Raw genomic sequence first — 14546 nt, forward strand, 5'->3', positions numbered from 1 at the left:
ACATCCGCCAACCAACGCGCCACAGTTAGTCCCCACGCGAAATGTCTGATTGCACGCGCTGTATTTCCCTGATTGTGTTAGCCTGAGGGCGGTTTTCTTTGTTCTACTCAGGGAATTCAGCCCGTTTCAAAAGTCTGCCCGGCGCAACTTTTTTTGTTGCAAACCACAGCCGCCGCACCGCTTCCACCCTCCGAAGCAGCGCCGGGCTGGCCGGTGCGGCAGGGCGGCAGCTAGGGCGCGGGCAGACTGCTTTCTGTGCTTCAGCAGCCTCGCTCCGGCCCACCATGCGAGCCAGGGCATTGGTTGTGCCGGCCCGCACATTTCCGGGCAGATAGTAGCTTTGCCGGATGGCGTCTCTGTTTCAGACCTACCTCCAGCTCGGCTTCCACCACATCCTCAACCTGCAGGCCTACGACCATATCGTGTTTCTGCTGGCCCTGTGTGCCCCCTATGTGCTGTCGGACTGGCGGCGCGTGGTGGCGCTGGTGACGAGCTTTACCATCGGGCACTCCTTCACGCTGGCGCTGGCCACGATGGGCGTGGTACAGTACAGCGCTGCCCTCATCGAAACTCTGATTCCGGTTACGATTCTGCTCACCTGCGCGGCCAATATGGTGCAGGCGGGGCGGGCGGGCCGCAGCGAAGCGCGCCGCCTGAGCCCCGAGCCGGTGGTGCTGGCGCTGCCCAATCTGCTGGCCGCCGTGTTCGGGCTGATTCATGGCCTGGGCTTCTCCAGCTACCTGCGCGAGCTGCTGGGCCAGCAAAGCCGGCCGGTGCTGGAATTGCTGGCCTTCAATGTGGGCGTGGAGCTGGGCCAGCTGCTCATCGTGAGCTTCATTCTGCTGCTGGGGTTTCTGCTGCTGCGTGGCTTCGGGGTGGCCCGGCGCGACTGGCTGCTGGTGGTCAGTGGGGCTGCTGCCGGTATTGCGGCGGTGCTGCTGGTGGGCTAAAGCCAGGATTGTGCTGTGCAGGTCAGGGGTTGCAAACCAGTAGTCGGGCGTTGCAAAGCCCAGGTCAGTGCTTGCAAACCAGTAGTCGGGCGTTGCAATGCGCAGGTTGACCGTTGCAAAGCCCAGGTCGGGCGTTGCAACGCGCAGGTTGACCGTTGCAGGGCAAAAGGTATGGGTTGCAACGCCTGCCGCACGCGTTGCAATGCAAAAGTCGGGCGTTACAACGCGGGCCGCACGCGTTGCAATGCGGCAGCCAGGGGTTGCAATGGGGCGCGCATGGCTTGCAACGCCCGGCGCAGGCTGGTGTCTTTGCCCAATCTGCCGGTGAATTTTCCATAAATTTACCTTCTTCGCTCTACTTGGCTTTCCCGCACTTCGCTTTTATGTTCAGAACCTTATTACCGGCGGCGGGCCTGACGCTGCTGCTGGCAGCCCCGGCGCTGGCCCAAACCACCAACTCGGGCACCGACAAATTCGCGCAGCTCGAAACCCTGCTGCCCACGCCCAACTCCTACCGCACCGCCTCCGGCGCCCCCGGCACCGACTACTGGCAGCAGCGCGCCGACTATAACATCCGGGTGAAGCTCGATGACGAGAAGCAGGCCATTACGGGCTCCGAGGACATCACCTACACCAACCTCTCGCCCGACGTGCTGACCTACCTGTGGGTGCAGCTCGACCAGAACATCCTCGACAAGAACTCCATTACGGCCGCCACGCAGGTGGGCCAGATTCAGGACCGGATGCCGTTTCAGGCTATGGACTACCTGATGCGGAGCGACTTCGACGGGGGCTTCAAGATTGGGGAAGTGAAGCTGAAAGGCGGCAAGGCCCTGCCCTACGTCATCAACCACACCATGATGCGCGTGGACCTGCCCACGCCGCTACGGCCCAAACAGGCCGTGACGTTCAGCATCACGTGGAGCTACAACATCAACGACCAGCTGAAAATCAACCAGCGCAGCGGCTACGAGTACTTTCCGGAGGACAAAAACTACCTCTACGAAATTGCGCAGTTCTACCCGCGCATGGCCGTGTACTCCGACAACCAGGGCTGGCAGCACAAGCAGTTTCTCGGCAACGGCGAGTTTGCCCTGCCCTTCGGCGACTACCGCGTGAGCATCACAGTGCCCGCCGACCACGTGGTGGGCTCCACCGGCGTGCTCCAAAACCCCAACGAGGTGCTGACCGCCACCCAGCGCCAGCGCCTGGCCTCGGCCCGCAACGCCAAAAAACCGGTGCTGATTGTGTCGCAGGCCGAAGCCGTGAAGGCGGAAGGCAGCCGCGCCAAAGGCACCAAAACCTGGACCTACGCCGCCAAAGACGTGCGCGACTTCGCCTGGGCTTCCAGCCGCAAGTTTATCTGGGATGCCATGGGCATCGAGCAGAACGGCAAGCCGGTGCTGTGCATGAGCTACTACCCCAAGGAAGGCAACCCGCTGTGGGGCCAGTACTCGACGGAAGTAGTGGCACACACCATCAAAACCTACTCCAAGTACACCATCCCCTACGAGTACCCGGTGGCTATTTCGGTGCACGGCCCGGTGGGCGGCATGGAGTACCCGATGCTGTGCTTCAACGGCGGCCGCCCCGAGAAGGACGGCACCTACACCGCCGACCGGAAGTACGGCATGATTTCGGTGATTATCCACGAAGTAGGCCACAACTTCTTCCCCATGATCATCAACTCGGATGAGCGGCAGTGGAGCTGGATGGATGAGGGCCTGAACACGTTCACGCAGTACCTCACGGAGCAGGAATGGGAGCGGGACTACCCCTCGCGCCGCGGCGAGCCGAAGAACATTGTGGACTACATGCGCACCGGCAAAAACCTGCAGACGCCCATCATGACCAACTCGGAGTCGGTGCTGCAGTTTGGGCCGAATGCCTACGCCAAGCCCGCCACGGGCCTCAACATTCTGCGCGAGACCATTCTGGGCCGCGAGCTGTTCGACTACGCCTTCAAGGAATACGCGCGCCGCTGGGCTTACAAGCACCCCACCCCCGCCGACTTCTTCCGCACCATGGAAGACGCCTCCGGCACCGACCTCGACTGGTTCTGGCGCGGCTGGTTCTACACCACCGACCACACCGACCTGGCCATTACGGGCGTGAAATGGTACTCCGTGGACTCGAAGAACCCCGAAATTGAAAACGCCCGCAAGCGGGAGATGATCAATAAAGCGCCCCAGACCTTGTCGCAGCAGCGCAACCTGCAGTCCATCAAACGGACGCTGGTGGACGAGAAGCCGGAGCTGAAGGACTTCTACAATTCCTACGACCCGCTGGCTACCACCGAAGCCGACAAGCAGCGCTACCAGCAGTTTGCCAAGGGCCTCACGCCGGAGCAGCAGAAGCGCCTCAACAGCGGCCTGCACTTCTACGAAGTGGGCCTGAAAAACATTGGCGGCCTCACGATGCCCGTCATCGTGCAGATGACCTACGAGGACGGCAAGCAGGAAAAGATGACCATTCCGGCCGAAATCTGGCGCAAGAACAACGCCGAGGTAACCAAGGTGTTCATCACCGAAAAGCCCGTGGTCAGCTTCGTGCTGGACCCGCTGCAGGAAACCGCCGACATCAACCAGAGCAACAACGCCTGGCCGCAGCAGGCCGCGCCGTCGCGCTTCGAGCTGTTTGAATACCAGCAGCGCGCCCAGCCCAACCCCATGCAGCAGCAAAGCTCACTGCAGAAGATGGAGCAGAAGCCCACCGGCAGCACGAATTAGATGGTAGGGTGCGGGACTTGCTCCCGCCCGCCGTCTGGATTGCTTCAACGATGTTGTGCAACAGCTTACATGATAAAAGAGCCGGGCTACAGCGTAGTCCGGCTCTTTTAAATTTTATTTCATCTACTAATGGCTTGGCTAAACAACGATGATGGGGCACCCGATGTTGAGTTGCTCAATAGGTTTGCACCTTTTGCAATGCTTTTTGGCCTTCTCTTCGGAGCTCTGTTCCTGTGGTCAAATAGATACGCAAGAATTGAAAATGCCAAGAAACTTAAGGCTCGCAGCATTGCAGCTATTGTTTCTCAGAAATATATAGACAAGAAAAATCACGGGTATCGAAGGATACTCCTACGCTATGCAGAAGAGGACATTTACTTCCCCGGCGGGCGGTTGTATTACGACTCCCTCCAAGTAGGCGACTCGCTGTATAAGCCGGCTGGCTCAGCTTATTTCTATCTTGTCGAGCACCCAAACGGCGTAAGAAAACTGCGCCGCCTTCTCAACGACTCACTTTAACCAACCACTCTTATGGGACTTCTTGACGGCCTGCTGGGCAATGCTTCCGAAACCGATGCGCAAGACATTCAGCTGGAGCTGAGCCAGCTGCTTTCCCCCGGCGAAACCGTGCGCAACGCCTACGCCGTCATCCGCGACCTGATGGTGTTCACCACCAAGCGCCTCATTATGGTGGATAAGCAAGGCGTGACGGGCAAAAAGCGCGAGTACCTGAGCATTCCGTACCGCAGCATTGAGCGGTTTTCGATGGAAACCACCGGCCACTTCGACCTGGATGCGGAGCTGAAAATCTGGGTGCGCGGCCAGACCGAGCCCATCAGCAAGACTTTCCGCGGCGACAAAAACGTGTACGACGTCTACCGCGCCTTAGGCGAGTTTGCTATTTAGCTGGTGGAATAATGGGTTGGTGGAGTGGCGGATTGTCATGCTGCGCCTGCGAAGGACCTTCTTGTACCTGAACGATTACCGTACCAACGGGCCGTTCTACCGTAACAAGATCCTTCGCAAGCTCAGGATGACAATCCGCCACTCCACCAACCCATTATTCCACCACAAATGCCCCGCTTTCCTTCCGCCCACGCGCTTGTGCAGGCGCAGCAGCACCCGCTGATTCCGGTTTTCTACCACGCACAGGAAGACTACGCCCGCCGGGTGCTGGCCGCCTGCCATGCGGCCGGGGTGCGGCTGTTTGAGTTCACCAACCGCGGCCCGCAGGCCTACGACATCTTTGCGCGGCTGCAGCGTTTCGTGGAGGCCGACTACCCCGATTTGCTGCTGGGCGCGGGCACCATCTTCACGGCCGAAGAAGCCGGGCGCTTCATCGAGGCCGGCGCCGACTTCATCATTCAGCCCATTACTGGCCCCGATGTAGCGGCCATCTGCCGCAGCCACGACCTGGCCTGGCTGCCGGGCGCCCAGACGCTGAACGAGGTGTACGAGGCGCACCGCCTGGGCGCTACTCTGGTCAAGCTGTTCCCTTCCGCCTACCTCACGCCCGCCTACCTGCAGATCCTGCGCGGCCCACTCCCCCACGTCCCGCTGATGGTAACGGGCGGCATCCAGCCCACCACCGAAAGCCTGCGGGAATGGAAAGCCGCCGGGGCTACCTGCGTGGGCCTCGATGCGCGCCTGCTTGATACCGCTGAGCCTGCCCGCCTCACGGCCCAGGTGCAGGAGCTGCTGGCGGCGCTGCAGCCGGCCCCGTAGCAAGAGGCTGGTTTGCAACACCCAAAATTGCACTACTCCAATAGAAGCACCGTTTCCGGCTTTCCAGGCGTCTTCCGGGGCCTTCCGGCACTCGCGGCGCGGCTTCCGGGTGTCGCGGAATGGCTCCCCGAGTCCGACGCCCTGTTTCCCGCATCCGTCAATAGGACATCCTGAAGCGCCGATAGGATTCCCCCGTTCGCCGATTCGTTTCCCGAACCCGCCGACAGACTTCCCGCCGCCGCCGGCAGGCTTCCCGCGCCCGCGGATAGGATTTCCCCGTTCTCCGCCACCCTTCCCGCACTGGCCGCTTCCCCTGCGACGTTGGCTGACGGGCGGCTGGCTAGAAGAGAGGAAGCACCCTGGGGCGCCCTACGCCTACCTGCTTACCACCAGCGCGTTGGGCTCAGCGCGGACCTTGGCTTTTCCCCGCTACTGCTACGCACAAGGCCCCGGCGGTGCGTACCGCCGGGGCCTTGTGCGTAGTCGAGTGTGATACAGTTAGCTGGTTAGTAATCGACGCCTTCCTTCTTCTTGAATTCGCCGTCTTTCACCTGCTTGATCAGCTGCAGCCAGCTGAAAGGGTTGAGCAGCGGATTGTTGGTATACTGCGACGGGCCCATGCCCATCCGGCGCTGCTGGTCGAGCTGCTGGGCCTGCATGGTCTGGCGGTAGTTGCCCATGCTCGTAACGGGCGCATTGTTGAAAATACGGCGCAGAATGTCCTGGTTGAGGTTTTCGGCGGCGCTGGTGCCTTTCTCCTTGGGCAGGCGCAGGGCCAGAAAAGCTTCCTTGAAGGCTTTTTCGGTGGCGTACGGGAACACGCGCACCTCGGGCAGCACGGTCACGTCTTCGCGCAGCTGCACAATCACGGAGTAGCTTTGGCGCGGGTAGTCGGGCGGAATCACGACGTACTGGTTGCGGTAGCCGAGACTCCGGATTACGATACTGTCGCCGGCCACTACCGGAATAGAGAAGTAGCCGTAGGGGTTGGTGGCGGTGCCGCGGCCGGCTTTGGGCACAAATACGGTGGCACCGGGCACGCCCAGCAGCGAGTCGCCGGTGGCCACGATGCCCGTGAACTGCACCACGCGCTGCTGGCCCTGCGCCCGCGCCGCCGTGGGCGCCAGCCAGCAGGATGCCAGCAGCATCAGCGCAAGAGCCGCCAGCCAGGAAGGAAATCGAACTACTACAGCCATAAAGGGAATTACAGACTTACAAGTATACGGCACTTTTGGAGGGCGCTGCCGGGTTTGAAGTAAATTCGCGCCGGGCCACCCTGGTTCCGTTTGCCCCTACTTCGTCTAAAGATGCGCCTCAAACACTTCAGCGTTGCATTTGGCCAGCAACTCTTCAAAGCTTTCGGCGACGAAAGCCGGGTGCGCATTCTGCATCTGCTCTGGCGCAACCAGGAAATGTGCATTTCCGACCTGGAGCAGGTGCTCGACTTCACCCAGACCAAAACCTCCCGGCAATTAGCGTACCTCAAAAATGCGAGTCTGGTCAGCTTCCGGCGCCTCGACAACTGGGTGTTCTACTTCGTGAAGGAAGAAGCGCAGGACTTTGTGCAGCAGCTGCTCAGCTACATGGAGCGCGACGCCCAGCTGCAGCACGACCAGAAGATTTACCAGACGCTCTGGTCGAACCGGGAGCTGGCCGCGTATAAGCTGCAGAACCGCCGCTGAACCGGCATCCCCGACGGCCAGTAACCTTGTGTCCGGCGCCTGTGCGCCGCTATTGTTTTTGCCCGCTGTGAAATCTGCTTCCGCCGTTACCCGCCTGTTTGTTTGCGTTGCCCAGAAAGACGAAGTTGGCCGGGATGTGGCCCGGGCCCTGAAAATCGAGCTGAAGAAACAGGGCCTGAAAAAGCTCCTTACGGGCGGCGAGCGGCACAAAGTCCGGGTGCAGACCTGCAACTGCCTCGATCTGTGCAAGCACTGCAAAAAAGGCCCCGGCGCAGCCCTCATCATCCATCCGGAAGGCACCGTGTACGGCGACGTGAAGCCCAAAGACGCGGCGGAAATCGTGCACGAACACTTGGGCGAAGGCCGGGTTGTTAAAAGACTGCTGCTCGACTGAACGCCACGGTTCACCTTTCACCTCATCACTATAAAATCAGTGAAATACCGTCACCTCTTCTTCGACCTCGACCATACGCTCTGGGACTTCGAAACCAACGCCGACGAAACCCTGCGGCACCTGTTTGAGCTGCACGACCTGGGCCGCTACGGCACATTCACGGTGGAGGAGTTTATCCGCGTCTATTCTGATATCAACCACGCGCTGTGGCGGCTGTATCAGGGCGGCAAAATCACGCAGACGCAGCTGCGCTCCGTGCGTTTTGTGCGCACGCTGGGCAAGCTGGGGGTGCCCGAAGAGGAAGTGCCGGCTGACATTTCCAGGCAGTTCACCGACATTCTGCCCCAGAAAACGGCCGTGTTTCCGTACACCTACGACGTGCTGGACTACCTGCGCGACAAAGGCTACCAGCTGCACCTGATTACCAACGGCTTCAAGGACATTCAATACGTCAAGCTCAACGCGTCCAACCTGACGGACTATTTCCAGGAAATCGTGACGTCGGAGTGCTGCGGCCACCTCAAGCCCGATACGCGCATCTACCAGCACGCGCTGGAGCGGAGCGGAGCCACGGCGCAGGAAAGCATCATGATTGGCGACAACCTGGAGTGCGACGTGCTGGGGGCCTGCAATGCCGGCCTCGACCAGGTGTATTTCAACCCCGAGAAGCGCCGCCACTTCGCCCAGACCACCTACGAAATCAGCTGCCTGAGTGAGCTGAAGGAGATTTTGTAAGTGCTGCCGCAGCCAGAGCAGGTTTCTACCTTTGCGCACCTATGGTACACCTTATCGGCCTTTCCGGCAAAAGAGGCAGCGGCAAAGACACGCTGGCCCGCCTGCTGCAGCAGCTGCAGCCCGAGCGCAGCTGGCACATCCGCTCCTTCGGCGACTCTATTAAGGCGGTGTGTGCGGCGCTGGCCTCCGAGAAAGTAGCTCCTTATTACACCCAGCACGGCAAGGCCCAGCTGCTGCCCGCCTTTGGGCGCACCCGCGGCGAGATGCTGCAGCAGGTAGGCCAAGCCCTGCGCGCCTGGGAGCCGCAGGTCTGGATTTCGGCTTTTGTCGCTCAGATTGAAGGCCTGCCGTTTGTGCTGGTGCCCGATGTGCGCTTTCCCGAAGAAGCCGACCTCATCCGCAGCCGCGGCGGCCTCATGCTCCGCCTCGAAGGCGACCCGCTCCGCCAGCGCGGCGACGGTACCCGCGACGACAACCACCCCAGCGAAACGTCCCTCGACGACTACCCGCACTTCGCGGAAATCATCTATAACAGTGGCTCCCGCCAGGAGCTGGAGCAGCAGGTTCGGGCACTAGTGAGCCGGCTGTAAGGTTGTTGCTTGGTACCGCACCTGCCACCTCCGGGATGGAAGCAAAAGCAGGCACGCTGCCAGCCCAGCGTACCCAAGCAAACGAGTGCAACTGCTCTCCGGGGCCCCCGGTAGTTGCTACCTTGAAGTCGCTTGCCCTTTCCTTCTACCTTTGCTCCTCCCCTACTACTCTAACCCAGTACCCTGAAACCTCAATCCTCATGGCCAACGGATTTTTCAACGTCCCCACCCCGATAAACGAGCCGGTAAAAGGCTACGCGCCCAACTCGCCCGAGCGGCTGGAGCTGCACAAGACCCTCAAAGAGCTGAAGCAGCAGCAGCGCGACATTCCGATGCACATTGGTGGCCAGGAAATCCGCACTGGCAATACCAAGAATATTACCCCGCCTCACGACCACCAGCACGTGCTGGGCCAGTTCCACGAAGGCGACGCTTCGCACGTGCAGCAGGCCGTTGATGCGGCCCTGGCAGCCCGCCCGCTATGGTCCGAAATGCCCTGGGAGCACCGTGCTTCCATCTTCCTGAAAGCGGCCGAGCTGCTGGCCGGCCCCTACCGCGCGCGCATCAATGCGGCCACCATGCTGGGCCAGAGCAAGAACTGCTTCCAGGCTGAAATCGACGCGGCTTGCGAGCTGATCGACTTCTTCCGGTTCAATGTGCACTTCATGCAGGAAATCTACAAGCAGCAGCCGGAAAGCCAGCCGGGCATGTGGAACCGCCTGGAGCACCGGCCGCTGGAAGGCTTCGTGTTTGCCCTCACGCCCTTCAACTTCACCTCCATTGCCGCCAACCTGCCCGCCTCGGTGGCCATGATGGGCAACGTGGTGGTGTGGAAGCCCGCTAACACCCAGATCTACTCGGCCCAGGTGCTGATGGAGCTGTTCAAGGAAGCCGGCGTGCCCGACGGCGTTATCAACCTGGTGTATGTGGACGGCCCCACCGCCGGCGACGTTATCTTCAACCACGCCGATTTTGCCGGCATCCACTTCACCGGTTCCACGGGCGTGTTCCAGAACATCTGGAAAACCATCGGCCAGAACATTCATAAGTACAAGAGCTACCCGCGCATCGTGGGCGAAACCGGCGGCAAAGACTTTATTCTGGCGCATCCGTCGGCGCACGCCAAGGCGGTGGCCGTGGGCATCAGCCGCGGCGCGTTTGAGTACCAGGGGCAGAAATGCTCGGCGGCTTCCCGCGTGTACCTGCCCAGCAATCTGGCCGACGAGATTCTGGGCTACGTGAAGGAAGACCTGGCGTCGTTCAAAATGGGCGACGTAGAGGACTTCTCGAACTTCATCAACGCCGTTATCGACGAGAAATCCTTCGATAAGCTGGCCAGGTACATCGACGGGGCCAAAGCCGACCCGAACGCCGAAATCGTGGCCGGCGGCAACTACGACAAATCGAAAGGCTACTTCATCGAGCCGACGGTTATCGTGACCAAAGACCCGAAATACGTGACCATGTGCGAGGAGCTGTTTGGTCCCGTCGTGACGGTGCACGTGTACGATGCCGAGCAGTTTGAGCAAACCCTGGAGCTGGTTGACAGCACCTCACCATACGCCCTCACCGGCGCTATCTTCAGCCAGGACCGCTACGCCATCGACCTGGCCTCGAAGAAGCTGGTGCACGCGGCCGGCAACTTCTACATCAACGACAAGCCCACCGGCGCGGTAGTTGGCCAGCAGCCCTTCGGCGGCGCCCGCGCTTCCGGCACCAACGACAAAGCCGGCTCCCTGCTGAACCTGCTGCGCTGGGTGTCGCCGCGCGCCATCAAGGAAACCTTCGTTCCCGTGACGGATTACCGCTACCCCTTCCTGGGCGTGGAAAATGGCGAAAACCTGAACGTAACGGGTCAGGGCGGGTTCTAAGCCCTGCTGCACCACATAACCAGAACGCCGCTTCGGGAAACCGGAGCGGCGTTTTTGGCTTCATATACAGGTATCAGCCTACCGGCGGCTGGGCCCGCATCGGCGCTATATCAATTTCGTCGTAGATATCCGCTACCCGTAGCGTCAGGGCCAGTTCGGGCAGCTCCAGCGTATCGGTCAGCTCCCCGAGCGGCGTGAACGACCAGACACCGCTGGGCTCCCGTCGGAACCACTCGACCAGGCAGGTGTGCTGCGACACCAGCACGTAATGCTGCAACGAGGGCAGCTGTTTGTACTGATTAAATTTCCAGCTTCGGTCGTGGTCGGCCGTGGAAGGTGACAGAATTTCGATGATGAGCACCGGATGGCGCATGACGCGTTCCTCCCGCTGGTCGTCCGGGTGGCAGGTCACCATCACGTCTGGATATGTGTAATAGCGGCCTTCAGATACGGCTAATTGCATGCCTTCATCATACACCTTGCAGCCCCGGCCCCGCAAGGAGCCTCTGAGGCTGATAACGCAATTCTGTCGGATAGTATGATGCGTAGCAGAAGCCCCCGGCATAGCGTAGACCTCTCCTTCGAAATACTCGTGCCGCTGCGCCGAAACTTCTTCCAGGGCAATGTATTCTTCTACTGTATAGCGGCGAGGCTGGGCGGGTACCGGCTCCATAAGTGAGAAACGAACGTTCTACCCAAAGATACGCCTTTCCCCCGCAGGCTGATTTCGCGTTTGTTCCGCCCGCATTTCGTGGTACCTTTGCCTCCCATGCCGTTTCTATGCGGCGTTTACTTGTTTGTCGTTGCCTATGCTTCTCGCTGTTCCGACCCAGTACCAGCCGCAGGACTTTCTGCCCATCGTAGTGCAGTTTGTGCTGGCCATTGCTTTCGTGGCCTTCGCCATGACCGTTTCTCACCTTGTAGGCCCGCGCCGCAAGAGCGTGGTAAAAGATGAGGCTTTCGAGTGTGGCATCGAATCGGTGGGCAATGCCCGCACCCCGATTTCAGTGAAATACTTCCTGACGGCCATCCTGTTCGTGCTGTTCGACGTCGAAGTTATCTTCATGTACCCCTGGGCTGTCAACTTCCGGGCCCTGGGCACCGAAGGCTTCGTGCAGATGCTTGTATTCCTGGCGCTGCTGATGGCAGGCTTCGGGTACGTCATCAAAAAGGGCGTTCTACGCTGGAACGAAGCCCGTTAAGCCAAACTTTTGCTTGCAAGCTGGTGTTGGCTGAAGTGGAGCAATCCACTTTCTAAACTGACCTTCTCTTATGGATACCAGAGTCCCTGAAATTAAAATGGTAGAGGCCCCCGAGGGCATGGAAGGAGCTGGCTTCTTCGCTACCTCGCTGGAAAAAGTGGTGGGCATTGCCCGCGCTAACTCGCTCTGGCCCCTGCCTTTCGCCACCTCCTGCTGCGGCATCGAGTTCATGGCCACCATGGGCGCCCGCTACGATATTTCCCGCTTCGGCTCGGAGCGTCCCTCCTTCTCGCCCCGGCAGGCCGACCTGCTGATGGTGATGGGCACCATTGCCAAAAAGATGGCCCCCATTGTGAAGCAGGTGTACGAGCAGATGGCCGAGCCCCGCTGGGTGCTGGCTATGGGTGCCTGCGCTTCGTCGGGCGGTATCTTCGATACCTACTCCGTGCTGCAGGGCATCGACCGGATTATTCCGGTGGACGTGTACGTGCCCGGCTGCCCGCCCCGTCCTGAGCAGGTGCTCGACGGCCTGATGCGCGTGCAGGACCTAGCCAAAAACGAATCGTTCCGCCGCCGCAACTCGCCCGAGTATCAGGCCCTGCTGGCGTCTTATAACATTAAATAGGTAGTGAGTATTGGGTATTGAGTAGTTGGACCGCTGCTGTCTGCCTCTCAATACTCAATACCAAATACTCAATACTCAGAAATGGCTGACCAGAACGAATCCATCCCGGCTCAGGAAGCCGCTGCTGCCCAGGACCCGGCCGCGCAGAAAAACGCACAGCTGCTGTCGCTGCTGCACGGCCTGTTTGGTGAGGATACCTTTACGGATGTGGAGGAACCCTACGGCCTGCTGACCGCTACGACCACCCGGGAGCGGATTCACGACATCATTGCCGGGCTGCAGCAGGATCAGCAGTTGCAGCTCAACTTCCTGACCACCATGTGCGGCATGCACTTTCCCGAGCGGGAAGGCCAGGAACTGGGCATGGTGTATCACCTGCACAGCCTGACGCAGAATATCCGGCTGCGGCTGAAGATCTTCTTCCCCATTGCCGACCCGGTAGTACCGACCCTGACCGACCTCTACGCCACTGCCAACTGGATGGAGCGGGAAGCATTCGACTTCTACGGCATCATCTTCACCGGCCACCCCAACCTCATCCGCATTCTGAATGTGGAAGACATGGACTACCACCCCATGCGCCGGGAGTACGCGCTGGAAGATGGCACCCGGGAAGATAAAACCGACCTTTTCTTCGGCAGGTAATTTTTTGTCATGCTGACGAGTGAAGCAACTTATCACGGCTTCCTTTGTCAGCCTTAGCAACCACAGCGGCGCGGACGTGATAAGGTCCTTCGCTGCGCTCAGGATGACAATTTCATAATGGCAGTAAACGACACGCTGGAAGGCACCCATAAAATCATAGAGTCGGCTAAGGAGCAGGAGCCGCGGATTAATCCGCTGGTGCCTTCCGTAAACGACTTCAATCAGGAGCTGACCACCCTGAACCTGGGCCCCACCCACCCCGCTACTCATGGCATCTTCCAGAACATTCTGCAGATGGACGGGGAGCGGATTATTTCCGGGGTTCCCACCATCGGCTACATCCACCGCGCCTTCGAGAAAATAGCGGAGCGCCGGCCTTTCTACCAGATTACGCCCCTGACGGACCGCATGAACTACTGTTCGTCGCCCATCAACAACATGGGCTGGCACATGACGGTAGAGAAGCTGCTGGGCGTGCAGGTGCCCAAGCGCGCCCAGTACATCCGGGTAATTCTGATGGAGCTGGCCCGCATCACCGACCACCTGATCTGCAACGGCATTCTGGGGGTAGATACGGGCGCTTTCACAGGCTTCCTGTACCTGATGGACGAGCGGGAAAAGGTGTATGAAATCTACGAGGAAGTAAGCGGCGCCCGCCTGACCACTAACATGGGTCGCGTAGGCGGCATGGAGCGCGACTTCTCCGATGTGGCCATTGCCAAGCTGCGGGCCTGGCTGAAAACCTTCCCGGCCGTTATGGCGGAGTTCGAGAAGATGTTCAACCGCAACCGCATCTTCATGGACCGGGTAGTGGACGTAGGCGGCATTTCGGCCGAGCGCGCCCTCAACTACGGCTTCACCGGCCCCAACCTGCGCGCCGCCGGCGTCGACTACGATGTGCGGGTGATGAACCCCTACTCCAGCTACGAGGATTTCGAATTTGAAATTCCGGTGGGCACCAAGGGCGATACCTACGACCGGTTTATGGTGCGCAACGAGGAAATCTGGCAGAGCCTGCGCATCATCACGCAGGCCCTGGAAAACCTGCCCGAAGGCCCCTACCACGCCGATGCGCCGCACTACTACCTGCCGCCCAAGCAGGCCGTGTACAAAAACATGGAGGCCCTCATTTATCACTTCAAGATTGTGATGGGTGAGATTGAGGCGCCGGTTGGCGAAGTCTACCATTCGGTGGAAGGCGGCAACGGGGAACTGGGCTTCTACCTGGTTTCCGATGGTGGCCGCACGCCCTATCGCCTGCATTTCCGCCGCCCTTGCTTTATCTACTACCAGGCCTATACCGAAATGGTGGTGGGCCAGACTCTCTCCGACGCCATCGTGACCCTGTCGTCGATGAACGTAATTGCCGGGGAGCTCGACGCGTAGTTTTTTGCTGAA

At 60.0% G+C, this 14546-nt stretch carries 16 protein-coding genes; 14 read left to right on the forward strand and 2 right to left on the reverse strand.

Translation table 11 applies throughout. The features are described from left to right. The first annotated feature begins 347 nt into the window (after positions 1-347). From BUE15_RS11285 to BUE15_RS11305, 5 genes are all read left to right on the forward strand, one after another. Entirely contained in the window at positions 348-950 is a 603-nt protein-coding gene (locus tag BUE15_RS11285; RefSeq protein WP_073284745.1) for a HupE/UreJ family protein, read from the forward strand. 383 nt (positions 951-1333) lie between these two features. Next, entirely contained in the window at positions 1334-3679 is a 2346-nt protein-coding gene (locus BUE15_RS11290; protein WP_073284985.1) for a M1 family metallopeptidase, read from the forward strand. A gap of 129 nt (positions 3680-3808) precedes the next feature. Next, on the forward strand, positions 3809-4198 hold the full coding sequence (locus BUE15_RS11295; RefSeq protein ID WP_073284748.1) for a hypothetical protein: 390 nt from the start codon (positions 3809-3811) through the stop codon (positions 4196-4198). A 12-nt stretch (positions 4199-4210) separates the two neighbouring features. Next, on the forward strand, positions 4211-4585 hold the full coding sequence (locus tag BUE15_RS11300; RefSeq protein ID WP_073284751.1) for a PH domain-containing protein: 375 nt from the start codon (positions 4211-4213) through the stop codon (positions 4583-4585). A 168-nt stretch (positions 4586-4753) separates the two neighbouring features. Continuing rightward, positions 4754-5404, forward strand: coding sequence for a beta/alpha barrel domain-containing protein (locus tag BUE15_RS11305; RefSeq protein ID WP_073284754.1), 651 nt, complete (start codon positions 4754-4756; stop codon positions 5402-5404). Positions 5405-5910: 506 nt separating this feature from the next. On the opposite strand, the gene BUE15_RS11310 is transcribed toward BUE15_RS11305, so the two are convergent. Next, positions 5911-6600, reverse strand: a complete 690-nt coding sequence (locus tag BUE15_RS11310; protein WP_073284757.1) for a carboxypeptidase-like regulatory domain-containing protein — start codon at positions 6598-6600, stop codon at positions 5911-5913. 111 nt (positions 6601-6711) lie between these two features. Between BUE15_RS11310 and BUE15_RS11315 the strand changes: the two genes are divergently transcribed. The 5 genes from BUE15_RS11315 to pruA all read left to right on the forward strand — a co-directional run bounded on the left by BUE15_RS11315 (position 6712) and on the right by pruA (position 10676). After that, positions 6712-7086, forward strand: a complete 375-nt coding sequence (locus BUE15_RS11315; RefSeq protein WP_073284760.1) for a metalloregulator ArsR/SmtB family transcription factor — start codon at positions 6712-6714, stop codon at positions 7084-7086. A gap of 67 nt (positions 7087-7153) precedes the next feature. Further along, positions 7154-7480 carry a (2Fe-2S) ferredoxin domain-containing protein gene (locus tag BUE15_RS11320; RefSeq protein WP_073284763.1) on the forward strand — a complete coding sequence of 109 codons (327 nt, stop codon included), beginning with the start codon at positions 7154-7156 and terminating at the stop codon, positions 7478-7480. Positions 7481-7519: 39 nt separating this feature from the next. Continuing rightward, on the forward strand, positions 7520-8215 hold the full coding sequence (locus BUE15_RS11325) for a YjjG family noncanonical pyrimidine nucleotidase (protein ID WP_073284766.1): 696 nt from the start codon (positions 7520-7522) through the stop codon (positions 8213-8215). Positions 8216-8256: 41 nt separating this feature from the next. Next, a complete protein-coding gene (locus BUE15_RS11330) occupies positions 8257-8805 on the forward strand; it encodes a hypothetical protein (RefSeq protein ID WP_073284768.1) in 549 nt (182 codons plus the stop codon). Between the two features lie 200 nt (positions 8806-9005). Further along, positions 9006-10676 carry an L-glutamate gamma-semialdehyde dehydrogenase gene (gene pruA / locus BUE15_RS11335; protein ID WP_073284771.1) on the forward strand — a complete coding sequence of 557 codons (1671 nt, stop codon included), beginning with the start codon at positions 9006-9008 and terminating at the stop codon, positions 10674-10676. Positions 10677-10749: 73 nt separating this feature from the next. Here pruA and BUE15_RS11340 read toward each other — a convergent pair whose 3' ends face one another. Then, positions 10750-11349 carry a Uma2 family endonuclease gene (locus tag BUE15_RS11340; RefSeq protein WP_073284773.1) on the reverse strand — a complete coding sequence of 200 codons (600 nt, stop codon included), beginning with the start codon at positions 11347-11349 and terminating at the stop codon, positions 10750-10752. 136 nt (positions 11350-11485) lie between these two features. On the opposite strand from BUE15_RS11340, the gene BUE15_RS11345 reads away from it, so the two are divergent. The 4 genes from BUE15_RS11345 (at position 11486) to BUE15_RS11360 (ending at position 14534) form a co-directional block, all read left to right on the forward strand. Next, positions 11486-11878, forward strand: a complete 393-nt coding sequence (locus BUE15_RS11345; RefSeq protein WP_073284776.1) for an NADH-quinone oxidoreductase subunit A — start codon at positions 11486-11488, stop codon at positions 11876-11878. A 70-nt stretch (positions 11879-11948) separates the two neighbouring features. After that, entirely contained in the window at positions 11949-12503 is a 555-nt protein-coding gene (locus BUE15_RS11350) for an NADH-quinone oxidoreductase subunit B (RefSeq protein ID WP_073284779.1), read from the forward strand. Positions 12504-12584: 81 nt separating this feature from the next. Further along, positions 12585-13148 carry an NADH-quinone oxidoreductase subunit C gene (locus tag BUE15_RS11355; RefSeq protein WP_170865240.1) on the forward strand — a complete coding sequence of 188 codons (564 nt, stop codon included), beginning with the start codon at positions 12585-12587 and terminating at the stop codon, positions 13146-13148. 117 nt (positions 13149-13265) lie between these two features. Next, positions 13266-14534, forward strand: coding sequence for an NADH-quinone oxidoreductase subunit D (locus BUE15_RS11360; protein ID WP_244535940.1), 1269 nt, complete (start codon positions 13266-13268; stop codon positions 14532-14534). Positions 14535-14546 lie beyond the last annotated feature (12 nt).

It is taken from the genome of Hymenobacter psychrotolerans DSM 18569 (assembly GCF_900142395.1).
In the GTDB taxonomy this organism is placed as follows: Bacteria; Bacteroidota; Bacteroidia; order Cytophagales; family Hymenobacteraceae; genus Hymenobacter; species Hymenobacter psychrotolerans.